Below are 22,511 nucleotides of genomic sequence, written 5' to 3'. Positions count from 1 at the left end.
GGGCTTCGCTCCGAAAGGACCGATGCAGACACGGCGCGTAGCCTGACGCCGCCCCGAAAAAGCTTGACCGATCGATCAGAAAAAGGTGAAAAACGGTACACATTACAAATATTTATTTGTGTACAATCGTCCAGACCTGATCACTGCGGGACATCAGTGATCGGACCTGGACACGGGTCGGCGTACCAAAGTTGCGTTGCGGTAACCTTGCTGGTTATCAATACTGGCGCCGATTTTTCGACCAACAAGAACATCAAAACCGTGGAACCTTAGAATGAGCACAGCAATCAGTCCGACTGCTTATAACTATAAGGTCGTCCGCCAGTTCGCCATCATGACGGTGGTCTGGGGGATCCTTGGCATGGGCCTCGGCGTCTTCATCGCCTCGCAGCTGGTGTGGCCGCAGCTGAACCTGGACCTTCCCTGGACCAGCTTCGGCCGCCTGCGCCCGCTGCACACCAACCTGGTGATCTTCGCCTTCGGGGGCTGTGCGCTGTTCGGCACCAGCTACTACGTGGTGCAGCGCACCTGCCAGACCCGGCTGATCTCCGACAGCATGGCCGCCTTCACCTTCTGGGGTTGGCAAGCCGTGATCGTCGGCGCGCTGATCACCCTGCCGATGGGCTACACCACCACCAAGGAATACGCCGAGCTCGAGTGGCCGCTGGCGATCCTGCTGGCCATCGTCTGGGTTACCTACGGGCTGGTGTTCTTCGGCACCATCGTCAAGCGCAAGACCAAGCACATCTATGTCGGCAACTGGTTCTACGGTGCGTTCATCGTGGTCACCGCGATGCTGCACATCGTCAACCACATCTCGCTGCCGGTGAGCCTGTTCAAGTCGTACTCGGCCTACTCCGGCGCCACCGACGCGATGATCCAGTGGTGGTACGGCCACAACGCCGTGGGCTTCTTCCTCACCACCGGTTTCCTGGGGATGATGTACTACTTTGTGCCCAAGCAGGCCGAGCGGCCGATCTACTCGTATCGCTTGTCGATCGTGCACTTCTGGGCGCTGATCACCCTGTACATCTGGGCCGGCCCGCACCACCTGCACTACACCGCCCTGCCTGACTGGGCGCAGTCGCTGGGCATGGTAATGTCGATCATCCTGCTGGCGCCAAGCTGGGGCGGCATGATCAACGGCATGATGACCCTGTCGGGCGCCTGGCACAAACTGCGCACCGACCCGATCCTGCGCTTCCTGGTGGTGTCGCTGGCGTTCTACGGCATGTCCACTTTCGAAGGCCCGATGATGGCCATCAAGACCGTGAACTCACTGTCGCACTACACCGACTGGACCATCGGCCACGTCCACGCCGGCGCCCTCGGCTGGGTGGCAATGATTTCGATCGGCGCCGTGTACCACATGATCCCGAAACTCTACGGCCGCGAGCAGATGCACAGCATCGGCCTGATCAACGCGCACTTCTGGCTGGCCACCATCGGCACCGTACTGTACATCGCCTCGATGTGGGTCAACGGCATCACCCAGGGCCTGATGTGGCGCGCCATCAACGATGACGGCACCCTCACCTACTCCTTCGTCGAAGCCCTGCAGGCCAGCCACCCCGGCTACATCGTCCGCGCCCTGGGCGGTGCGTTCTTCGCCAGCGGCATGCTGCTGATGGCCTACAACGTGTTCCGTACCGTACGTGCCGCCAACCCGGCACAGGCTGAAGAGGCCGCCAAGATCGTCGTTGTGGGAGCGCACTGATGAAGCATGAAGCCGTCGAGAAGAACATAGGCCTGCTGGCCTTCTTCATGGTCATCGCCGTGAGCGTCGGTGGCCTGACCCAGATTGTCCCGCTGTTTTTCCAGGACGTCACCAACAAGCCGGTCGAGGGCATGAAGCCGCGCACCGCGCTGGAGCTGGAAGGCCGCGATATCTACATCCGCGAAGGCTGCGTAGGCTGCCACTCGCAGATGATCCGCCCGTTCCGTGCCGAAACCGAGCGGTACGGCCATTACTCGGTAGCCGGTGAAAGCGTGTGGGATCACCCGTTCCTGTGGGGCTCCAAGCGTACCGGGCCGGACCTGGCCCGCGTCGGCGGCCGCTACTCCGATGACTGGCACCGTGCGCACCTGTACAACCCGCGCAACGTGGTACCGGAATCGAAGATGCCGTCCTACCCGTGGCTGGTCGAGAACAAGCTCGACGGCAAAGACACCGCGAAGAAGATGGAAGTGCTGCGCACACTCGGCACCCCGTACACCGACGCCGACATTGCCGGCGCACGTGACGCGGTCAAGGGCAAGACCGAAATGGACGCCATCGTCGCGTACCTGCAGGGTCTTGGCACCATCATCAAGAGCAAACGGTGACGCTGATGGATATCGGGATGATTCGCGGCCTGGGCACCGTCGTGGTGATGGTGGCCTTCGTGGGCCTGGCGCTGTGGGTGTTCAACCCACGGCGTAAAAAGGACTTCGACGAAGCGACCCAACTGCCCTTCGCGGATGACCCCGAGGCCACTCGGCACGTCGAGCAAGCAAAAGCTTCTGGGAGCAAACAACAATGACAACCTTCTGGAGTCTGTACGTTACCGTCCTGACCCTGGGCACCATCTTCTCGTTGACCTGGCTGCTGCTGTCGACCCGCAAGGGCCAGCGCGAAGAGGTTACCGACGAAACCGTCGGGCATGCCTTCGATGGCATCGAGGAATACGACAACCCGCTGCCGAAATGGTGGTTCTGGCTGTTCGTCGGCACCATCATCTTTGCCCTCGGCTACCTGGTGCTGTACCCGGGCCTGGGCAACTGGAAAGGCGTCCTGCCGGGCTATTCGTACCTGGATAACGACAAGCAGACCGAGTTTTCCAACGGCCAGCCGGGCTGGACCGGCGTGCACGAATGGGAAAAGGAAATGGCCAAGGCCGACGCCCGCTTCGGGCCGATCTTCGCCAAGTTCGCGGCGATGCCGATCGAAGACGTAGCCAAGGACCCACAGGCATTGAAAATGGGTGCGCGGCTGTTCGCCTCCAACTGTTCGGTGTGCCACGGCTCCGACGCCAAGGGCGCCTTCGGCTTCCCCAACCTGACCGACAACGACTGGCGCTGGGGCGGCGAACCGGACACCATCAAGACCACCATCATGGGCGGTCGCCATGGCGTAATGCCGGCCTGGGCCGAAGTGATCGGTGACCAGGGCGTGGCCGACGTGGCTGCGTTCGTGGTCAGCAAACTCGATGGCCGCACATTGCCTGAGGGGGCTAAGGCCGATGTGGAGAACGGGCAGAAGATCTTCGCAGCCAACTGCGTCGCCTGCCACGGGCCGGAAGGCAAAGGCACGCCCGCCATGGGCGCACCGAACCTGACCCACCCGCAGGCGTTCATCTACGGCTCGAGCTTTGCCCAATTGCAGCAGACCATTCGTTATGGCCGCCAGGGGCAGATGCCGGCCCAGGAACAGCTGCAGGGCAACGACAAGGTGCACTTGCTGGCGGCTTATGTGTACAGCCTGTCGCACCAGGCTGAGCCGGCCAAGGCTGAGTAAGGCAGGCCTGGCCTCTTCGCGGGTAAACCCGCTCCTACACAGGATCCTTGTAGGAGCGGGTTTACCCGCGAAGAGGCCGGTACTGGCACAGCATTTCTCGCAGGCTGATGACCTGGATCAATTGACACCCGCCATAACACGTTTCATACCACGAACCCAACGCGACTAAAGGTCGCAGTGCGATCCCATACCGCCCTCAGCGGCGTATCATGGACCGCAGAGCGCTAGCAGATTGCGCGAGACTGCGGCCCGCACGCACAGGCCGCGGCGTTTCTCCACTGCCGTGGGACTTGATGATGAGCAAGCAAATTCCGGTACATGATGTCACCCCGCCTGCCAGCAAAGGGAAGGATTCCGTCGACCTCTACGCTTCCCGGGAAAAGATCTACACCCGCGCCTTCACCGGCCTGTTCCGTCGCCTGCGCATGGTCGGGGGTGCCGCACTGTTCCTGCTGTACTTCGGCACCGTGTGGCTGAACTGGGGAGGGCACCAGGCCGTGTGGTGGAACCTGCCCGAACGCAAGTTCTACATCTTCGGCGCCACCATCTGGCCGCAAGACTTCATCCTGCTCTCGGGCATTCTCATCGTCGCCGCCTTCGGCCTGTTCTTCATCACTGTGTTCGCCGGCCGGGTGTGGTGCGGCTACACCTGCCCGCAAAGCGTGTGGACCTGGATTTTCATGTGGTGCGAAAAGGTCACCGAGGGTGACCGCAACCAGCGCATGAAGCTCGACAAAGCCCCCATGAGCGGCAACAAGTTCCTGCGCAAATTCGCCAAGCACAGCCTGTGGCTGCTGATCGGCTTTGTCACCGGCATGACCTTTGTCGGCTACTTTTCGCCGATCCGTGAGCTGGTGGTCGAATTCTTCACTGGACAGGCCGATGGCTGGGCCTACTTCTGGGTCGGTTTCTTCACCCTCGCCACCTACGGCAACGCCGGCTGGCTACGCGAACAGGTGTGCGTGTACATGTGCCCCTATGCCCGCTTCCAGAGCGTGATGTTCGACAAGGACACGCTGATCGTGTCCTACGACCCACGCCGTGGCGAAACCCGCGGCCCGCGCAAGAAAGATACCGACTACAAAGCCCAGGGCCTGGGTGACTGCATCGACTGCACCATGTGCGTGCAGGTCTGCCCGACCGGCATCGACATCCGTGACGGCCTGCAGATCGAGTGCATCGGCTGCGCCGCCTGTATCGACGCCTGCGACAGCATCATGGACAAGATGAACTACCCCAAAGGCCTGATCAGCTACACCACCGAACACAACCTGTCCGGGCAGAAGACCCACCTGCTGCGCCCGCGCCTGATCGGCTATGCCGTGGTACTGCTGGTAATGATGATCGGGCTGGCGACGGCCTTCGCCACCCGTTCGCTGGTCGGTTTCGACGTCAGCAAAGACCGCGTGCTGTACCGCGAAAACGCCCAGGGCCGGATCGAGAACGTGTACAGCCTGAAGGTAATGAACAAGGATCAGCGCGATCACGTCTACGTGCTGGACGCCGCCGGCCTGCCGGACCTCAAGCTCGAAGGCCAGCGCGAGATCCGCGTGGCCGCCGGTGACATCGTCAGCCTTCCCGTGCAGCTGTCGGTTGCCCCCGAGAAGCTGCCATCGACCACCAACGAAATCACCTTCATCCTCAAGAGCGCCGACGACAGCGACGCCCAGGTTGAAGCCAAGAGCCGTTTCATCGGCCCACAGATCCGCTAAGAGAGATAACGCACAATGCCTGCCGCCACCGCCGCCAGCCCCTGGTACAAGCACCTCTGGCCCTGGATCATCATCGGCATTCTCACCACCTCGGTGTGCCTGAGCCTGACCATGGTCAGCATCGCTGTGCACAACCCGGACAACCTGGTGAATGACAACTACTACGAGGCCGGCAAGGGCATCAACCGCTCGCTGGACCGCGAGCTGCTGGCGCAGCAGCTGGGCCTGAAAGCCAGCGTGCATCTGGACGAACTGACCGGCGAAGTGGACCTGCGCCTGACCGGTAGCAGTGGCCCGCAAAACCTGGAGCTGAACCTGATTTCGCCAACCCAGCCAGAGAAGGACCGCAAGGTGCTGCTGAGCCGTGTCGAAGCAGGGCGCTATGTGGGACAACTGGAGGACAAGGTCGACGGGCGGCGCTTTGTGGAACTGCTGGGCAGCGAAGGGGGCCAGGTGTGGCGCCTGTTCGAAGAGGAAAAAGTGGCGCATGGTGTGACCTTGCAGTTGGGTGACGAAGCCCTGCAAGGCGCCGAACACCAACAGTAGCAACACCGCAAATCCCTGTGGGAGCGGGCACGCCCGCGAATGCGATAGCTCAGGCAAAGGTATTTCCAGGTCTGACGCATTCGCGGGCGCGCCCGCTCCCACAGGGTTTCCTATCTGCCTGAGCAGTGTCTGCCCTATGACCCAACCGACCCCCTGCTACCACTGCGCCCTGCCCGTCCCCACTGGCAGCCGCTTCACCGCCGTGGTCCTCGGCCAGCCGCGGCAGTTCTGCTGCCCCGGTTGCCAGGCGGTGGCTGAGTCGATCGTCGCGGGTGGCCTGGAACATTACTACCAGCACCGCAGCGACAACAGCGCCAACCCCGAAGCCCTGCCCAAGCAACTGCAGGACGAACTGGCCCTGTACGACCGCAGCGACGTGCAGCAAACCTTCGTCCGCCACCAGGGCGAGCTGGCCGAAACCACCTTGCTTGTCGAGGGCATCAGCTGCGCCGCCTGCGGCTGGCTGATCGAAAAGCACTTGCGCAACCTGCCCGGTGTCGCCGAAGCCCGGTTGAACCTGTCCAACCACCGCTTGGCGCTGAACTGGGACGACAAGCAGCTGCCGCTGTCGCGCCTGCTCGCCGAACTTCGCCAGATCGGCTACGCCGCCCACCCCTACCAGCCTGACCAGGCCGCCGAGCAATTGGCCCGGGAAAACCGCAGCGCCCTACGCCGCCTGGGCGTGGCCGGGCTGCTGTGGTTCCAGGCGATGATGGCGACCATGGCCACTTGGCCGGAATTCAACATCGACCTGACACCCGAGTTGCACACGATCCTGCGCTGGGTGGCGCTGTTCCTGACCATTCCCATCGTGTTCTACAGCTGCGCGCCCTTCTTCAAGGGCGCGGCGCGCGACTTGCGAACGCGCCACCTGACCATGGACGTTTCGGTGTCGCTGGCCATTGGCCTGGCGTTCGGCGCCGGCATCTGGACAGCCATCACTGGCAGCGGTGAGCTTTATTTCGACACGGTGGGCATGTTCGCCCTGTTCCTGCTGACCGGCCGCTACCTGGAGCGCCGCGCCCGCGAGCGCACAGCGGCGGCCACTGCGCAGTTGGTCAACCTGCTGCCCGCCTCATGCCTGCGCCTGGACGCCATCGGGCGCAGCGAACGCATCCTGCTCAGCGAGTTACAGTGCGGCGACATCGTGCAGGTGCTGCCCGGCGCGGTCATCCCTGCCGACGGGCGCATCGTCGAGGGCCGCTCCAGCGTCGACGAATCGCTGCTGACCGGCGAGTATCTGCCGCAACCACGCCGGGTGGGTGAGCGGGTCACTGGCGGTACGCTGAACGTCGAAAGCGCGCTGAATGTGGAAGTGGAAGCCCTCGGCCATGATTCACGCTTGTCGGCCATCGTCCGCCTGCTGGAACGCGCCCAGACCGAAAAACCGCGCCTGGCGGAAATCGCCGATCGCGCCTCGCAGTGGTTCCTGCTGTTCTCGCTACTGGCCTCGGTAGCCATCGGCCTGTGGTGGTGGCACCTGGATCCGGCACGGGCGTTCTGGATCGTGCTGGCCATGCTCGTGGCCACCTGCCCTTGTGCCCTGTCTTTGGCTACGCCAACCGCATTGACCGCCGCCACCGGAACCCTGCACAAGCTTGGCCTGCTGGTCACCCGCGGCCACGTGCTGGAGGGCTTGAACCACATTGACACGGTGATTTTCGACAAGACCGGCACACTGACCGAAGGCCGCCTGACCTTGCGCAGCATCCGCCCGCTCGGCAGCCAAGCCGCCGACCGCTGCCTGGCCCTGGCCGCGGCGCTGGAAAACCGCTCCGAACACCCCATCGCTCGCGCCTTTGGTCGTACCGCCACGCCTGCCGATGACGTACAGAGCGTACCCGGCCTGGGCCTGGAGGGGCTGGTCGACGGCCAGCGCCTGCGCATTGGTCAGGCTACCTTCGTCTGCGCCTTGAGTGGTGCGGAAATCCCCGCTGTGCCCGAGCCTCGCGGCCAGTGGCTGCTGCTGGGCGACCGCCAGGGGCCACTGGCCTGGTTCGGCCTGGATGACCGTCTGCGCGACGATGCCCCGGCCCTGCTCGCTGCCTGCAAGGCGCGCGGCTGGCACACCCTGCTGCTGTCGGGCGACAGCTCGCCGATGGTTGCCGAAGTGGCCGCGCAGCTGGGTATCGAGCAGGCCATTGGCGGCCTGCGCCCGGATGACAAACTGGACCGCCTGAAAGCCCTGCAGGCTGACGGGCGCAAGGTGCTGATGCTCGGCGACGGGGTCAACGATGTACCGGTACTGGCCGCCGCCGATATCAGCATCGCCATGGGCAGCGCCACCGACCTGGCCAAGACCAGTGCCGACGCCGTCTTGCTGTCCAACCGCCTGCAAGCGCTGGTGCAGGCGTTCGAGCTGGCCCGCCGCACCCGCCGCAACATCCTCGAGAACCTGCTGTGGGCGACCCTGTATAATGGCCTGATGTTGCCGTTCGCCGCGCTCGGCTGGATCACGCCGGTGTGGGCCGCCATCGGCATGTCGGTCAGCTCGCTGATCGTGGTGCTCAATGCCTTGCGCCTGACCCGTATGCCAGTGGCCTCGGGCCCGCTGCCCCACGAAGCCCCTTTACCCGGGAGGAAGTCGCCATGCCCGCCCTCTATGTCATGATCCCGGCAGCCCTGCTGCTGGTCGGCGTGGCCGTGTACATCTTCTTCTGGGCGGTCGACAGCGGTCAGTACGATGACCTTGAAGGCCCCGCCCACAGCATACTGTTCGACGATCAGGACCCGCGCCACCAGGCGGCAGTGAAGCTTGACGATGCCCCGGCCGACACCGACAAGGAACCACCGCCCCGTGCCTGACCTGCTTGCACTGCTGGGCTCGGCACTGGTCCTTGGCCTGCTAGGGGGCGGTCACTGCCTGGGCATGTGCGGTGGCCTGATGGGCGCACTGACCTTGGCCATCCCCCCCGAACAACGCGGCAAGCGCCTGCGCCTGTTGCTGGCGTACAACCTGGGGCGCATTTTCAGCTATGCCTGCGCCGGCCTGTTGCTGGGCCTGGCAGGCTGGGCCGTGGCCAGCAGCCCGGCAGCGCTGGCGCTGCGGGTGGCTGCAGCGCTGCTGCTGATTGCCATGGGCCTGTACCTGGCCGGCTGGTGGAGCGGGCTGACCCGTATCGAGGCGCTGGGCCGCGGGTTGTGGCGGCATATCCAGCCGATGGCGTCGCGCTTGCTGCCGGTGTCCAGCCTGCCCCGGGCGTTGCTGCTGGGCGCCTTGTGGGGCTGGCTGCCGTGCGGTTTGGTGTACAGCACCCTGCTGTGGGCCGCCAGCCAGGGCAACGCCGGGTACAGCGCGGTATTGATGCTCGCGTTCGGGTTGGGCACCTGGCCGGTGTTGCTGGCAACCGGGCTGGCTGCCGAACGGGTAAACGCCCTGTTGCGGCGACGCAGCGTGCGCGTGGCGGGCGGTGTGCTGGTGATGCTATTCGGTATCTGGACCCTGCCGGGCCCACACCAGCACTGGCTGATGGGGCATTGACGGGGGCTGCAAAGCAGCCCCAATGCCCTTGATACAAATCAACACAGTTTCCTACAGACGGCCATAGACTCCGGTGCACTGCTGCTCTTTCCGGGGACTACCCTCATGCTCGACGACCTCCGTTGGGATACCGACCTGATCCGCCGCTACGATCTCGCCGGGCCACGCTACACCTCTTACCCAACCGCCGTGCAACTGCACAGCGAGGTGGGTTCGTTCGACCTGCTCAACGCCCTGCGCGAGAGCCGACGGGCCGTGCGCCCGCTGTCGCTGTACGTGCATGTGCCGTTCTGCGCCAACATCTGCTACTACTGCGCCTGCAACAAGGTCATCACCAAAGACCGTGCGCGCGCTGCGCCCTACCTGCAGCGCCTGGAGCAGGAAATCCAGCTGATCGCCTGCCACCTGGACCCTAAACAACGTGTTGAACAGCTGCATTTTGGCGGCGGCACACCGACCTTCCTCAGCCATGTGGAACTGCGCCAGCTGATGGCCACCCTGCGCCAGCACTTCCACCTGCTGGACGACGATTCCGGCGACTACGGCATCGAGATCGACCCTCGCGAAGCCGACTGGTCGACCATGGGCCTGCTTCGCGAACTGGGCTTCAACCGCGTCAGCCTGGGTGTACAGGACCTCGACCCGGCCGTGCAGCGCGCGATCAACCGCCTGCAGAGCCTGGAACAGACCCGCACCTTGATCGAGGCTGCGCGCACGCTGCAGTTTCGCTCGGTCAACCTCGACCTGATCTACGGCCTGCCCAAGCAAACCCCGGAAGGCTTTGCCCGCACCGTGGAAGAAGTGATCCGCCTGCAGCCCGACCGCCTGTCGGTGTTCAACTATGCCCACCTTCCCGAGCGCTTCATGCCGCAACGGCGCATCGACAGCAACGATCTGCCCAGCGCGGCCGCCAAGCTGGAGATGCTGCACGCCACCATCGACCAACTGACCGCCGCCGGTTACCGCTACATCGGCATGGACCACTTCGCCCTGCCCGACGACGAACTGGCCATTGCCCAGGAAGAAGGCACCTTGCAGCGCAACTTCCAGGGCTACACCACCCACGGGCACTGCGACCTGATTGGCCTGGGCGTGTCGGCGATCAGCCAGATCGGCGACCTGTACTGCCAGAACAGCAGTGACCTCAACACCTACCAGGACAGCCTGTCCAACGCCCAGCTGGCCACCCAGCGCGGCTTGCTGTGCAACCACGACGACCGCATACGCCGGGCAGTGATCCAGCAACTGATCTGCCATTTCGAGCTGGATTTCGAACCCATCGAACAGGCTTTCACCCTGGATTTTCGCGGTTACTTCAACGCCCTCTGGCCCGAGCTGCTGACCTTGCAGCGCGACGGCCTGATCAGCCTGGACGACAAGGGCATTCGCATCCTGCCCGCCGGCCGGCTGCTGGCGCGCTCGGTATGCATGGTGTTCGACGCCTATCTGGCGATGCACAACCGCCAGCGTTTTTCGCGAGTGATCTGAAAAACAAGGCGTTCAACCGCATGGACAAGCTTCCTTGTCAGGCACACTATGAGCACACAAGGACTCCCGGCAGGCCACCTGCCGGGGTTTCGCCAGCGCGCACCATCACCGCGCACACTGGCCTACACCCTGTGTCGTGAGTTACCCTTACGACTTATGTGTGCTTTCCCACAAGGATCGATTCAAATGTCCGAGCCAGTCAAACTGCGCCCACACAACCAGGCCCATTGCAAGGATTGCAGCCTGGCCCCCCTGTGCCTGCCTCTTTCGCTGAACCTGGAAGACATGGACGCACTGGATGAAATCGTCAAACGCGGGCGGCCGCTCAAGAAAGGCGAGTTTCTGTTCCGCCAGGGTGACAGTTTTGGCTCGGTCTACGCAGTACGGTCCGGGGCCCTGAAAACCTTCAGCCTCAGCGACAGCGGCGAAGAGCAGATCACAGGCTTTCACCTGCCCAGCGAACTGGTCGGCCTGTCAGGCATGGATACCGAGGCCTACCCGGTATCGGCCCAGGCCCAGGAAACCACTTCGGTGTGTGAAATCCCCTTCGAGCGGCTGGACGAGCTGTCGGTACAACTGCCACAGCTACGCCGCCAGCTGATGCGGGTAATGAGCCGCGAAATCCGCGACGACCAGCAAATGATGCTGCTGCTGTCGAAAAAAACCGCGGACGAGCGCATTGCCACTTTCCTGGTCAACCTGTCGGCGCGCTTCCGCGCCCGCGGCTATTCGGCCAATCAGTTCCGCCTGAGCATGTCGCGCAACGAAATCGGCAATTACCTTGGCCTGGCGGTAGAAACCGTGTCGCGGGTGTTCACCCGCTTCCAGCAGAACGGCCTGCTGCGCGCCGAGGGCAAGGAAGTGCACATCCTCGACCCGATCCAGCTGTGCGCGCTGGCCGGTGGTGCAATCGAGGCCTGACGCTGGTCTTTAGCGGGTATACTTGGGCATTCGTTTTCCCAGGATACCCGCAACAATGCACAGCGAAGCCTTCGACCTCAAAGCCCTGATCCGCCCGGTAGTGGACTTCCCCAAACCGGGTGTGATCTTCCGCGACATTACCCCGTTGTTCCAGTCGCCACGCGGGCTGCGCTATGTGGCCGATCAGTTCATCGAGCGCTATGTCGAGGCTGAGTTCAGCCACATCGGCGCCATGGACGCGCGGGGTTTCCTGATCGGCTCGATCATCGCCCACCAGCTGAACAAGCCGCTGATCCTGTTCCGCAAGCAGGGCAAGCTGCCGGCTGACGTGTTGAGCGAGGGTTACCAGACCGAGTACGGCGAGGCCTTCCTGGAAGTGCATGCCGACAGCCTGTGTGAAGGCGACTCGGTGCTGATCTTCGATGACCTGATTGCTACTGGCGGTACGCTGCTGGCGGCGGCCAACCTGGTGCGTCGTACTGGGGCGCAGGTGTTCGAGGCGGCGGCGATCATCGACCTGCCGGAACTGGACGGGTCGCGTCGGTTGCAGGCGGCCGGGGTGCCTACCTTCTGCCTGACCGAGTTTTCCCTCAGCGAGTACTGAGTTGGCTTTTGGGGCTGCTTTGCAGCCCATTCGCGGGTAAACCCGCTCCTACGAAGGCCGCGTATTTTTTGTAGGCGCGGGTTTACCCGCGAATGGGTCGCCAAGCGACCCCAATGAATCAGAGCGAAATGGGCCGGCGCCCTGCAAAGGCATGGGCCAAGGTACCACCGTCCACCATCTCCAACTCACCGCCCAGCGGCACACCATGGGCAATGCGAGACGCCACCAAGCCTTTCTCGCTCAGCAACTGGGCAATGTAATGCGCCGTCGCCTCCCCCTCCACCGTCGGGTTGGTCGCCAGGATCACCTCGGTAAAGGTGCCCTGCTCTTCGATCCGCGCCATCAGCTGCGGAATACCGATCGCCTCAGGCCCCAGGCCATCCAACGGCGACAGGTGCCCCTTGAGCACGAAGTAACGGCCACGGTAGCCCGTCTGCTCCACCGCATACACATCGGTCGGCCCTTCGACCACGCACAGCTGGGTGTCGTCACGGCGCGGGTCGGCGCACTGCGGGCACAGTTCCTGCTCGGTGAGGGTGCGACACTGGCGGCAATGCCCTACCCCTTCCATGGCCTGGGTCAAGGCCTGAGCCAGGCGAAGCCCGCCACTGCGGTCGCGCTCGAGCAGTTGCAGGGCCATGCGCTGGGCGGTTTTCTGGCCAACGCCTGGCAAGATGCGCAGGCCGTCGATCAGTTGGCGGATGAGAGGGCTGAAGCTCATGGGAAAGGCCTGACAATTCAATAAGAGGCGGTTTATACCCAGCGGGGGCGGTGGCGTCAAATCAGGTCACCCCAAGTCTACGCGGCCTGCAGTTTTATGAGAGCAACTGCCTTGCACAAAACTGGAAAGCTAGTGTGATCACTGTGGGAGCGGGCAGGCCCGCGAAGCAGGCTGCACAGTGGATGGCACGGGCTTCGCCCGTGTTCGCGGGCATGCCCGCTCCCACAGTGATCGTGCAAAATTTCAACGTTCGAGCAAAACAGTTGTCCCGACACAAAAAAGCAGACCGCGTCTGGGTTGAAACCTACGCAAAAAAAACGCCGCTGATATCAGCGGCGTTTTTGAGCACCTCAATGCCTTAGAACGGCATCTTGAAGCCTGGCGGCAGCTGCATGCCGGCGGTCATGCCGCCCATCTTTTCCTGGCTGCTTTGCTCAACCTTGCGCACGGCGTCGTTCAGCGCAGCGGCAATGAGGTCCTCCAGAACTTCCTTGTCGTCTTCATCAGTCGACATCAGGCTCTGGTCGATGCTGACGCGCTTGACGTCGTGACGACCGGTCATCACCACGCTCACCAGACCGCCACCGGACTGACCGGTGACTTCGGCGTTGGCCAGTTCTTCCTGCATCTTCTGCATTTTTTCCTGCATCTGCTGGGCCTGCTTCATCAGGCCGGCCATGCCACCTTTCATCATGGGGTATACCTCGATTGGGTCATGTGATGCGGCCCGGCACCGGGCCAGCCGCATGGTTATCCGTTACTGGCCCTGACTGGCCAGGGCTTCTACAGGCTCAATAGTATCCTGCCGCACCTTGGCGCCGAACAACTTGATCATCTGCTGGATCAACGGATCCTGCTCGATCGACGCGACGGCGTCCTGCTGACGCTCGGCACGCTTGCGCGCTGCGGCCTGAGCCGGGGTTTCCTGCTCGGGCAGGATCAGCTCGATACGCAGGTTCACCGTGCGCCCCAAGTGCTGGTTGAGCGCTTCGTTCAGGCGCCGCTGCTGGGTGGCGTTGAACAACGCACCCTGGCCCGGGTCCAGATGCAGCAACCAGTCGTCGCCATCGGCGGCAATCAGCGTACAGTTTGCCGCGATGTTGCCTGTCATCCCGGACACAGGCAACTGTGGGAATAATTCCAGCCATTGCAAGGCCAGGCCGGTTGCCGGTTTGGCTGCCGGCAACGGTTCGGCAGCCGGTTTGGACACGTCTTCCTGAACATGTTCGGCCAATTCGTCCAGGTAGCTGAAACCTGCCGGATCGCTTTCGCCGCCGTAATAGTCTTCGTCAAGCGGCGGCTCATCGTCGCGCTCCATCCCCACGGCAGCGTAGGCAGACGGGTCGAAAGGCGGCTCGTCGTGTGCCGGGGCGGCCTGTGTGGGCGCCACCGAGGCAACAGGCTCGGGCGCAGGTGCCGGTTCAGGCGCGGGTTCGGCCGCTAACGGCGCGGGTGCAACGGCAGGCTCTTCCCACGGCAGGTCGACCACTTCGGCAACAGGCTCAGGTACGGAGATGGCCTCGGCTTCGGCCTTCAGCTCAACATCTGCCTCGGCCTCCGGTTCATGATCAGCCGTCGCGGGTGCAGGCACCTCCAGCTGCGGGGCTTGCGCTACAGGCTCCGCCGGCACAGCCGCAACAGGCGATGAAAGCGCGACCGGCGCCGCGGCTGCCACCTGCCCTGCAGGATCAGCTGTGGCCTGGCTGATCCCCGTTGGCTTTAGCACCGGCTTCGGTGCGTCGTCCGTGTCTGCCGGGCGGAACGCCAGCATGCGCAGCAGCACCATCTCGAAGCCACCGCGCGGGTCCGGCGCAAGGGGCAGGTCACGGCGGCCAATCAGGCCCATCTGATAATAGAACTGCACATCCTCGGCCGGCAGCGCCGAAGCCAGCGCCAATACCCGCTCGCGATCACCCTGGCCGTTGTCTACCGCTTCGGGCAGCGCCTGGGCAATGGCTACACGGTGCAGCACATTGAGCATTTCGGCCAGAACGCCCGACCAGTCCGGCCCTTGCTCGGCCAGGTTACGCACGGCCTCCAGCAAAGCCCTGGCATCGCCTTCGAGCAGTGCCTGCAAGACCCCATACACCTGGCCATGGTCGAGGCTACCCAACATGGCACGTACATCGGCGGCCAGTACCTTGCCTTCACCGAAGGCGATGGCCTGGTCGGTCAGGCTCATGGCATCACGCATGGAACCATCGGCCGCACGGCCCAGCAGCCACAGGGCATCTTCCTCGAACGGCACGTTCTCGGCGGCCAGTACGTGGCTGAGGTGCTCCACCACCCGCTCCGGGCTCATGTTCTTCAACGAGAACTGCAGGCAGCGCGACAGGATGGTGGCCGGCAGCTTCTGCGGATCGGTGGTGGCGAGGATGAACTTGACGTAGGGCGGTGGCTCTTCCAGCGTCTTGAGCAAGGCGTTGAACGAGTGGGTCGAGAGCATGTGCACTTCGTCGATCAGGTAGACCTTGAAGCGCCCACGGCTGGGGGCGTACTGCACGTTATCGAGCAGTTCGCGGGTGTCCTCGACCTTGGTACGGCTGGCGGCGTCGATCTCGATCAGGTCGACAAAACGGCCTTCATCGATTTCACGGCACACCGAACAGGTGCCACAGGGCGTGGAGGTGATGCCGGTTTCACAGTTCAGGCACTTGGCGATAATACGGGCGATGGTCGTCTTGCCCACGCCGCGGGTACCGGTGAACAAGTAGGCATGGTGCAGGCGCTGGTTGTCCAAGGCATTGATCAAGGCCTTGAGCACATGGGTCTGGCCGACCATTTCGCGGAACGAGCGCGGACGCCATTTTCGTGCAAGAACCTGATAACTCATCGAAAAACCATCGTAGCCTGATCGAGCGGAAGATCGCTAATGCTAGCGGAGCGGGGGCAAAATTGCACCCTGCGCAACTCGTCTAAGCTTGGAATGGCGCATTGTCCAGGGAGGATTGCCTTTGCGAAGACTGCTGGCCCTGTTACTGCTGTGGTCTACAAACAGCCTGGCGGACCAGCCGGTGCTGCGCTTTTCCGTCGCCGAGAGCTGGAGCATGCCGCTGGTACGCATCGAAGGCGATCAGCCAGTGGAGGGATTGCTTTACGACCTGATGCAAGCCGTTGCCAGACAAGTGGGCGCTCGCCCCGAGTTCCATGTCATGGCCCGCCTGCGCCTGGAGGAAGCCATGAGCAGCGGCGATATTGATGTGCGTTGCTACGTCAGCACCCAGTGGCTCAACGACCGCCCAAGGGATTTTGTGTGGAGTATCCCGCTGATTCATCAGCGCGACGTACTGGTTGGCCGCGCCGGCGACAGCACCCCGATACCCCCGGAGCAACTGCCACCCCAGGCGATCGGCACGGTACTGGGCTACACCTATTCAACCCTGCAACCATTGCTGGACCACGGCCAATTGCACCGTGAGGACAGCCGCAACCAGTTGCTGGTGCTGCAAAAGCTGCAGGCAGGCCGGTATCGCCATGCGGTGAGCAACCAGTTGTCGTTGCAGTGGTTCAACCAAGGGTTGCCAGAGGAGCAGCAATTGCAGGCGCTGACAGTGCTGGAGGAACAGGATTTGGGGTGCATGGTGCGCAACGATCCGGCGATACCGACACAAGGGCTGTTGCGGGCGTTGGTAAGAATGAAGCAGTCGGGGGAGATCGAGCGGATTTTGCAGCGGTATGGAGGGACGGGCGACCCGGACAGTATGTCTGTGGCCCGGCCCGAAATACCCAGCAAAATGCCGGCACACAGCCAGCGCAACTAACGCCCTGCTCATTTCGCGAACGCTTGCGCAAACACTGTGGGAGCGGGCTTGCCCGCGAACACCGGCATAGCCGGTGCCATCCACCGCGTTATATTCTTCGCGGGCATGCCCGCTCCCACAGCGTTGTGCGGCACACTCACAATCGCTATCACAAACTCAATGTCACCGGCCTTTACGTTCAAACGCCAAGCTGACAGCATCCGCCTGCCCCCAGGCAATCTGCATGGCCCGCAACCCATGCTCCAACAACTGCCGGGTTTCTTCGTCCTGAATACGCTCAAGCGCCCGCCGGCTATCGCTGTAGGCGAACATCAGGTAGTGGGAAACATTCATCAACGCGAACTCCATCGGGACGATGCCTTCGCTGATCGCGCGGGAAAGGGATTTGCCTTGGGGAAGATCGAAGACGTGGGGTGGATCGGGGACCAGTTTTTTCATGACAGCTCCGTGTTGGCTGTGTTGTCCCCTTCTGCTTCCACACATTAGGGTGGCAACTGTACGCGGGGTGGAAGACCAGGCACACGGTAGACCCGGCAGGTACGAATACCTCCCGCGCACAGCCGCCAAAAATGACAACTGTCCCATGTGCCACCCAGGCTTCCACACCCGATCGCTGAACTGACAGCGACCGCGAAAGCCTAGTGGGCGAGGTTGACCGGGACAATCAGACGGGAGTCGACGGAACACGTAGGATAATTCGCTATGCCTGCCTGACGTGTAGGGGCTTTCCTAGACTGTTATCAGACCTATCTTAAAGTGGGCGCTCTGATCATGTGCTTACTGTTATCGGGCTCCCTGTCTTCACACCAAAGCCCGTAAATACGCACTCAAGAACAACCCCACACCAAACACAAAATGCGTGGCCAGGCTCTTCAGACAGTTCCGCGCAGGTGTCGGCGTTCTGGACGCAAAGAACCCTGCCCCCATCGCCGGTTGCATGAGGCAAAACGGCGCCACGACTGTACCCACACCCACAACTACCGCAGGTAAAAGAGTTGGCGATCGCAACCAGCCCTCCCCTACGATCACAAGCAGCAGCATCGCGAAAAGCACGCCGGTGGCGTAGTGAATCACCCATCCCCACGCCAACTCATTTCGCACCGGTTCTGCTTTGGAAATCGCTTGGTGCGAAACACGCCCGCCTAGCAAGTGCCCCGCCCAACGCCCGACCATGGCAAAGTTCAGCGTTGCCACACCCAACCGCCTTAGCAGCAGCCCCCACAGGTCCATCACTACAGTGGCACCTATGCCAATCGGCAATGCAGCTAAAAACATCGCAGTAAACGTCATTGAACAAGCCCTCGAAAGTTGACGGTCCTTACCCATGCCGCGCAGCATAGAAGTTGAAGTCAACTTCAAGTCAAGGGCCCAAAATGGACATTGCCGACGTCGCCAAACGCACAGGCGTACCCGCATCGACACTGCGTTACTACGAGAAGAAAGGCTTGCTCAAGTCGCTGGCCGGGCGCGGCCAGCGACGACAGTTTGCAGCCGACGTGGCGGACAGGCTGGCGCTGATCGCCTTGGGGCAGGCCGCGGGGTTTTCGCTGGATGAAGTGGGGGCGATGCTGGTGGACCTGCAGGTCGACCGGCAGATGCTGAATGCCAAAGCTGATGAACTGGATGCAAGAATCAAACGATTGCAAGCGATGAGCAAAGGCTTGCGGCATGCCGCGCAGTGTCCTGAGAAAGATCATCTGGCATGCCCGAAATTCCAGCGGCTGATGAAGCTGTCGGCGGCGGGAGCATTGGGCGAAAAGCAGAAAAGAACGAAGACGTTCGTTACAGATTGAGGTTTTCCGACCCCAGAAATGGAGGCGGCCCCACCAGCCACACCCCGGCACTCGATGTTCCCGCTATGGCTGCTCCCTTCCGGGCCTGACCAGGTTAACGGGTAATCAATGCGGGGGGACCGATGGGGCCACCACTACATGCCTCGCTGAGCAGCGAGTGGCGCCATTGTACCGGTCTTTGGGGCAGATACAACCACTGCGGCAGAAAAAGTCATCATTTCTCAATGACTTGTCAGGGGCGAGACGGCCTGGACGGGCCTCTTCGCGGGTAAACCCGCTCCTACGGGCGACCGCGCAGGCTTTTCAAGTTTTGAGCAAGACAGTTGCCCCCCACAGGGGGGGCACGGATGCCTAGACCGCTATGCCCTGTTCGGCCAGGAATGTGACGAAGGCATCTTCGTCCAGTACCTTCACACCCAGCTCAGCAGCCTTGGCCAGCTTGGAACCTGCCCCCGGCCCTGCCACCACGCAGTGGGTCTTGCCGGAAACGGAACCGGCAACCTTGGCCCCCAGGCTTTCCAGCTTGTCCTTGGCAATGTCCCGACTCATGCGCTCCAGCGTACCGGTCAGCACCCAGGTCTGGCCGGCCAGCGGCAAGCCTTCGGCCACCTTCTTCTCGCTGCTCCAGTGCATGCCGAACGCCAGCAGCTGCGCTTCGATGTCCCGGGCCAGTTTCTGGTTTGCTTCATCCTTGAAGAACTCACGCACTGCGTCGGCCTGCTTGGCCGCCAGGGCCTGGCGCAGGTCAATGCCGTCGGCGGCGATGATCTTGTCCAGGCTGTCGAGCTTGGCCACCAACTTCTCGGCACCGGTCGGGCCGACGGAGGCAATGTCGAGCTTGGCGATCATCCCGGCCAAGGTGGTGCTGGCGGCAAATTCGGCAGCCAGCTCACCTTCGTCCTGCAACTGCATACCGCTGTCGAGCAGCTGCTGGATAACCTTCTGGTTGTGCTCGTCTTCAAAGAAATTGTGGATCTCGTAGGCCACTTCGAGACCGATGTCCGGCAAATAGGTCAGCACCTGCGGCAATGCCTGCTGCACGCGCGCCAGGCTGCCCAGCGAGCGGGCCAACACCTTGGCAGTCTCCTCGCCGACATCCGGGATGCCCAGCGCGTAGATGAAGCGCGCCAGGCTCGGGCGCTTGCTGGCTTCGATGGCATCCAGCAGCTTCTGGGTCGACACCTCGGCGAAGCCTTCAAGGCCGACGACCTGCTCGAACTGCAGCTTGTACAGGTCAGCCGGCGAGCCGATCAGGCCTTCATCCACCAACTGCTCGACACTCTTCTCACCCAGGCCGTCGATGTCCATGGCACGGCGCGACACATAATGAATGATCGCCTGCTTGAGCTGCGCGCCACAGGCCAGGCGGCCGACGCAGCGGTACACCGCACCTTCGCTGGTGGTTTCCTTGCCTTTGCTGCGCTTGACCAGCTGGGTGCGCTCGACCTGCGAACCACACACCGGGCACTCGCTTGGCACTTCTACCGGGCGGGCGTCTTGCGGACGACGCTCCAGCACCACCTGCATCACCTGCGGGATCACGTCGCCGGCCCTGCGAATGATCACCGTGTCGCCGATGCGCAGGCCCAGGCGGGCGATTTCGTCCATGTTGTGCAAGGTGGCGTTGGACACGGTCACACCGGCCACCTTGACCGGCTTCAGCCGCGCCACAGGCGTTACGGCACCCGTACGGCCAACCTGGAACTCAACGTCCAGCACCTCGGTCAGCTCTTCCATGGCCGGGAACTTGTGGGCAATCGCCCAGCGCGGCTCACGGGCGCGGAAGCCCAGCTCGCGCTGTGCGGCCAAGCTGTTGACCTTGAACACTACACCGTCGATCTCATACGGCAGGCTGTTACGCCGCTCGCCAATGTCGCGGTAGTAGGCCAGGCATTCTTCGATGCCCGCCGCATGCTTGAGCTCGCGGCTGATCGGCAGGCCCCAGGCCTTGAGTTGCTCGAGGATGCCGATGTGGCTGTCGCCGATGCTTTCGGACAACTGGCCGACGCCATAGCAGCAGAACTCCAGCGGGCGGCTGGCGGTGATTTTCGAGTCCAGCTGGCGCAAGCTGCCAGCAGCGGCATTGCGCGGGTTGGCGAAGGTCTTGCCACCGGCCTCGGCCTGGGCGGCATTGAGCCGGTCGAAACCGGCCTTGCTCATGTACACCTCGCCGCGCACCTCCAGCACTGCCGGCCAGCCCTTACCCTGCAACTTGAGCGGGATGTTGCGCACGGTGCGTACGTTGGCGCTGATGTCTTCGCCAGTGGTGCCGTCGCCACGGGTAGCGCCCTGCACCAACTGTCCGTCGCGGTACAGCAGGCTCACGGCCAGGCCATCGAGCTTGGGTTCGCAGCTGTAGTCGACCGCGCCCGGCTGATCGAGGCCTTCTACCACGCGGCGGCCGAACTCACGCAGGTCGGCTTCTTCGAAGGCGTTGCCCAGGCTGAGCATGGGCACTTCGTGGCGCACCTGGCTGAACGCAGCCAAGGCAGCGCCGCCAACGCGCTGGGTGGGCGAGTCGGGGGTTACCAGGTGCGGGTGTTCGGCTTCCAGCGCCTTGAGCTCGTTGAACAGGCGGTCGTATTCGGCATCAGGCACGCTGGGCTCGTCGAGCACGTAGTAGCGATAGTTATGCTGATCGAGCTCGGCACGCAGTTCGAGGATACGGGTTTCGGCGGTCATGGGATTTGTCTTCTCTTGCAAAGCAAAAGAGCAGCTTGGGGGTGGTGCGTGGGGTATCAGGTGTCTATTGACTGTGCCGGCCTCTTCGCGGGTAAACCCGCTCCTACAAGGGCGTCACATGCCCTAGGGCGGTGATGTACCTGTAGGAGCGGGTTTACCCGCGAAGAGGCCGGCACAGGCAACGACGATACCCGAACCGGCCAGCACGCCCTCAGGCTGCTCTTTCGTCTGGATCTGTCAGCGTTTCTGGGTCAGCGCACGGCGCTCGAACTCGACGATACGCTGGCGGTAGTGCTCGATGGTCTGGGCAGTCAGCACGCTGCGCTGGTCATCCTTGAGCTCACCGTTCAGTTCATGGGCCAGCTTGCGTGCCGCGGCAACCATCACGTCGAAAGCCTGCTTCGGATGACGCGGGCCCGGCAAGCCGAGGAAGAAGCTCACAGCGCGAGTGCTGAAGTGATCGATGTCGTCCAGGTCGAACACGCCAGGCTTGACTGCGTTGGCCATCGAGAACAGCACCTCGCCGTGACCGGCCATGCTCTCGTGGCGGTGGAAGATGTCCATTTCGCCGAAGCGCAAGCCGCTTTCCAGGATGTTCTGCAGCAGCGCCGGGCCCTTGAAGCCACCCTCGTCGCGGGAGATCACGCTGATGACCAGCACCTCTTCGGCGGGTGGCAACTCCTTGACGCTGCTGCTGGCAGGCGCTGCGCCGCTGCTACGGTTGTTGTCGGCGGCAAAGTCGTCATCGCTGTCGGCAAACAGGTCGGGCTCGCGCTGCTCGGCGCTCAGGTTCAGGTCACCCTGCTGCACATCGGCAGCCGCACTGGCACGCTTGCCGCGCTTGCTGGCCTTGACCGGCTTGGGCTCACGCTCGCGATCACGCGCAGACGCGCTGAGCGACGGCAGGTCGCTTTCGTCCAGCTCAGGCTCCTTGTGGGTATCGAGCACGCGCGACGGGCCGAGCACTTCGGCACTGCCACCCTCTTCGTCCGGCAGGTTGGAATAACTGCGATCCAGACGGAATTTCAACTTGCCTTTCCCGCCGCGCATGCGGCGCCAGCCGTCGAAAAGAATCCCGGCGATAACAATGATGCCGATGAGGATCAGCCACTCGCGCAGACCGATTTCCATGTAATCCCGTGCCTCTATAAAAATATGCTTGAAAACAAAGGGTTCAAAGCCCTTTAACACGTGGCGCCAACTCTATGTTCTGACAGGCGTTTTACCCACGCAAAAAACGAGTGACATTAAGCTAGCACGACCAAAGACAACTTTACACCGTCTGTCGCACACGGCGGGGGCATTT

General features: G+C 62.7%; 22 protein-coding genes and 1 other RNA gene. 15 read left to right on the top strand and 8 right to left on the bottom strand.

The features are described 5' to 3' along the window. From ACK59Z_RS17945 to ACK59Z_RS17885, 13 genes are all read left to right on the top strand, one after another. Positions 1 to 273: hypothetical protein (locus ACK59Z_RS17945; RefSeq protein WP_409293523.1), on the top strand; the 273-nt coding region annotated here is incomplete at its 5' end. Position 274: 1 nt separating this feature from the next. Beyond that, on the top strand, positions 275 to 1,717 hold the full coding sequence (gene ccoN / locus ACK59Z_RS17940) for a cytochrome-c oxidase, cbb3-type subunit I (RefSeq protein WP_003254284.1): 1,443 nt from the start codon (positions 275 to 277) through the stop codon (positions 1,715 to 1,717). Further along, a complete protein-coding gene (gene ccoO, locus ACK59Z_RS17935) occupies positions 1,717 to 2,325 on the top strand; it encodes a cytochrome-c oxidase, cbb3-type subunit II (protein WP_003254286.1) in 609 nt (202 codons plus the stop codon). Before ccoN ends, ccoO begins: the two co-directional genes overlap by 1 nt. Before the next feature lie 5 nt (positions 2,326 to 2,330). Next, complete coding sequence (locus ACK59Z_RS17930) at positions 2,331 to 2,522, top strand: CcoQ/FixQ family Cbb3-type cytochrome c oxidase assembly chaperone (RefSeq protein ID WP_003254287.1); 192 nt, start codon at positions 2,331 to 2,333, stop codon at positions 2,520 to 2,522. After that, positions 2,519 to 3,496, top strand: coding sequence for a cytochrome-c oxidase, cbb3-type subunit III (ccoP, locus tag ACK59Z_RS17925; protein ID WP_003254289.1), 978 nt, complete (start codon positions 2,519 to 2,521; stop codon positions 3,494 to 3,496). The genes ACK59Z_RS17930 and ccoP overlap by 4 nt, the downstream gene beginning before the upstream one ends. Before the next feature lie 296 nt (positions 3,497 to 3,792). Continuing rightward, complete coding sequence (ccoG, locus tag ACK59Z_RS17920) at positions 3,793 to 5,208, top strand: cytochrome c oxidase accessory protein CcoG (protein ID WP_029380549.1); 1,416 nt, start codon at positions 3,793 to 3,795, stop codon at positions 5,206 to 5,208. Positions 5,209 to 5,223: 15 nt separating this feature from the next. Further along, complete coding sequence (locus ACK59Z_RS17915) at positions 5,224 to 5,754, top strand: FixH family protein (protein ID WP_010955009.1); 531 nt, start codon at positions 5,224 to 5,226, stop codon at positions 5,752 to 5,754. A gap of 136 nt (positions 5,755 to 5,890) precedes the next feature. Next, on the top strand, positions 5,891 to 8,365 hold the full coding sequence (locus tag ACK59Z_RS17910; protein ID WP_409293522.1) for a heavy metal translocating P-type ATPase: 2,475 nt from the start codon (positions 5,891 to 5,893) through the stop codon (positions 8,363 to 8,365). Then, positions 8,344 to 8,559, top strand: coding sequence for a cbb3-type cytochrome oxidase assembly protein CcoS (gene ccoS / locus ACK59Z_RS17905; protein ID WP_003254296.1), 216 nt, complete (start codon positions 8,344 to 8,346; stop codon positions 8,557 to 8,559). Before ACK59Z_RS17910 ends, ccoS begins: the two co-directional genes overlap by 22 nt. Then, positions 8,516 to 9,235, top strand: a complete 720-nt coding sequence (locus ACK59Z_RS17900) for a sulfite exporter TauE/SafE family protein (protein ID WP_219732908.1) — start codon at positions 8,516 to 8,518, stop codon at positions 9,233 to 9,235. The genes ccoS and ACK59Z_RS17900 overlap by 44 nt, the downstream gene beginning before the upstream one ends. 105 nt (positions 9,236 to 9,340) lie before the next feature. Next, the gene (gene hemN, locus ACK59Z_RS17895) at positions 9,341 to 10,723 is read left to right on the top strand and encodes an oxygen-independent coproporphyrinogen III oxidase (protein WP_409293521.1); all 1,383 of its coding nucleotides are present in this window, start codon (positions 9,341 to 9,343) and stop codon (positions 10,721 to 10,723) included. A gap of 186 nt (positions 10,724 to 10,909) precedes the next feature. Beyond that, positions 10,910 to 11,644 (top strand): Crp/Fnr family transcriptional regulator FnrA, encoded by a 735-nt coding sequence (gene fnrA, locus ACK59Z_RS17890; protein ID WP_003254301.1) that lies wholly within the window; start codon positions 10,910 to 10,912, stop codon positions 11,642 to 11,644. Positions 11,645 to 11,699: 55 nt separating this feature from the next. Beyond that, positions 11,700 to 12,248: an adenine phosphoribosyltransferase gene (locus ACK59Z_RS17885; RefSeq protein ID WP_003254303.1), complete on the top strand. Its 549-nt coding sequence runs from the start codon at positions 11,700 to 11,702 to the stop codon at positions 12,246 to 12,248. 118 nt (positions 12,249 to 12,366) lie between these two features. Here ACK59Z_RS17885 and recR read toward each other — a convergent pair whose 3' ends face one another. The 3 genes from recR to dnaX all read right to left on the bottom strand — a co-directional run bounded on the left by recR (position 12,367) and on the right by dnaX (position 15,802). After that, the gene (gene recR, locus ACK59Z_RS17880; RefSeq protein ID WP_003254304.1) at positions 12,367 to 12,969 is read right to left on the bottom strand and encodes a recombination mediator RecR; all 603 of its coding nucleotides are present in this window, start codon (positions 12,967 to 12,969) and stop codon (positions 12,367 to 12,369) included. 358 nt (positions 12,970 to 13,327) lie between these two features. Then, positions 13,328 to 13,663, bottom strand: a complete 336-nt coding sequence (locus ACK59Z_RS17875; protein ID WP_003254305.1) for a YbaB/EbfC family nucleoid-associated protein — start codon at positions 13,661 to 13,663, stop codon at positions 13,328 to 13,330. Between the two features lie 63 nt (positions 13,664 to 13,726). Beyond that, on the bottom strand, positions 13,727 to 15,802 hold the full coding sequence (gene dnaX / locus ACK59Z_RS17870; protein WP_409293520.1) for a DNA polymerase III subunit gamma/tau: 2,076 nt from the start codon (positions 15,800 to 15,802) through the stop codon (positions 13,727 to 13,729). Positions 15,803 to 15,923: 121 nt separating this feature from the next. On the opposite strand from dnaX, the gene ACK59Z_RS17865 reads away from it, so the two are divergent. Continuing rightward, positions 15,924 to 16,730: an ABC transporter substrate-binding protein gene (locus ACK59Z_RS17865; protein ID WP_108190937.1), complete on the top strand. Its 807-nt coding sequence runs from the start codon at positions 15,924 to 15,926 to the stop codon at positions 16,728 to 16,730. A gap of 162 nt (positions 16,731 to 16,892) precedes the next feature. On the opposite strand, the gene ACK59Z_RS17860 is transcribed toward ACK59Z_RS17865, so the two are convergent. Further along, entirely contained in the window at positions 16,893 to 17,168 is a 276-nt protein-coding gene (locus tag ACK59Z_RS17860) for a hypothetical protein (RefSeq protein ID WP_012051686.1), read from the bottom strand. Between the two features lie 363 nt (positions 17,169 to 17,531). Further along, the gene (locus ACK59Z_RS17855) at positions 17,532 to 18,020 is read right to left on the bottom strand and encodes a DUF2938 domain-containing protein (RefSeq protein WP_108190938.1); all 489 of its coding nucleotides are present in this window, start codon (positions 18,018 to 18,020) and stop codon (positions 17,532 to 17,534) included. An 83-nt stretch (positions 18,021 to 18,103) separates the two neighbouring features. Between ACK59Z_RS17855 and ACK59Z_RS17850 the strand changes: the two genes are divergently transcribed. Then, entirely contained in the window at positions 18,104 to 18,523 is a 420-nt protein-coding gene (locus ACK59Z_RS17850; protein ID WP_108190939.1) for a helix-turn-helix domain-containing protein, read from the top strand. Between the two features lie 28 nt (positions 18,524 to 18,551). On the opposite strand, the gene ffs is transcribed toward ACK59Z_RS17850, so the two are convergent. From ffs to zipA, 3 genes are all read right to left on the bottom strand, one after another. Next, an RNA gene (gene ffs, locus ACK59Z_RS17845) (signal recognition particle sRNA small type) lies at positions 18,552 to 18,648 on the bottom strand. Positions 18,649 to 18,874: 226 nt separating this feature from the next. After that, entirely contained in the window at positions 18,875 to 21,205 is a 2,331-nt protein-coding gene (gene ligA, locus ACK59Z_RS17840) for an NAD-dependent DNA ligase LigA (protein WP_003254312.1), read from the bottom strand. A gap of 237 nt (positions 21,206 to 21,442) precedes the next feature. Then, positions 21,443 to 22,336, bottom strand: coding sequence for a cell division protein ZipA (gene zipA / locus ACK59Z_RS17835; RefSeq protein ID WP_003254313.1), 894 nt, complete (start codon positions 22,334 to 22,336; stop codon positions 21,443 to 21,445). Between the last annotated feature and the right edge of the window lie 175 nt (positions 22,337 to 22,511).

The sequence above is a fragment of the Pseudomonas sp. KCJK9058 genome (assembly GCF_046230975.1).
Taxonomy (GTDB): Bacteria; Pseudomonadota; Gammaproteobacteria; order Pseudomonadales; family Pseudomonadaceae; genus Aquipseudomonas; species Aquipseudomonas alloputida.
This window is presented reverse-complemented; position numbering and strand designations above follow the sequence as displayed.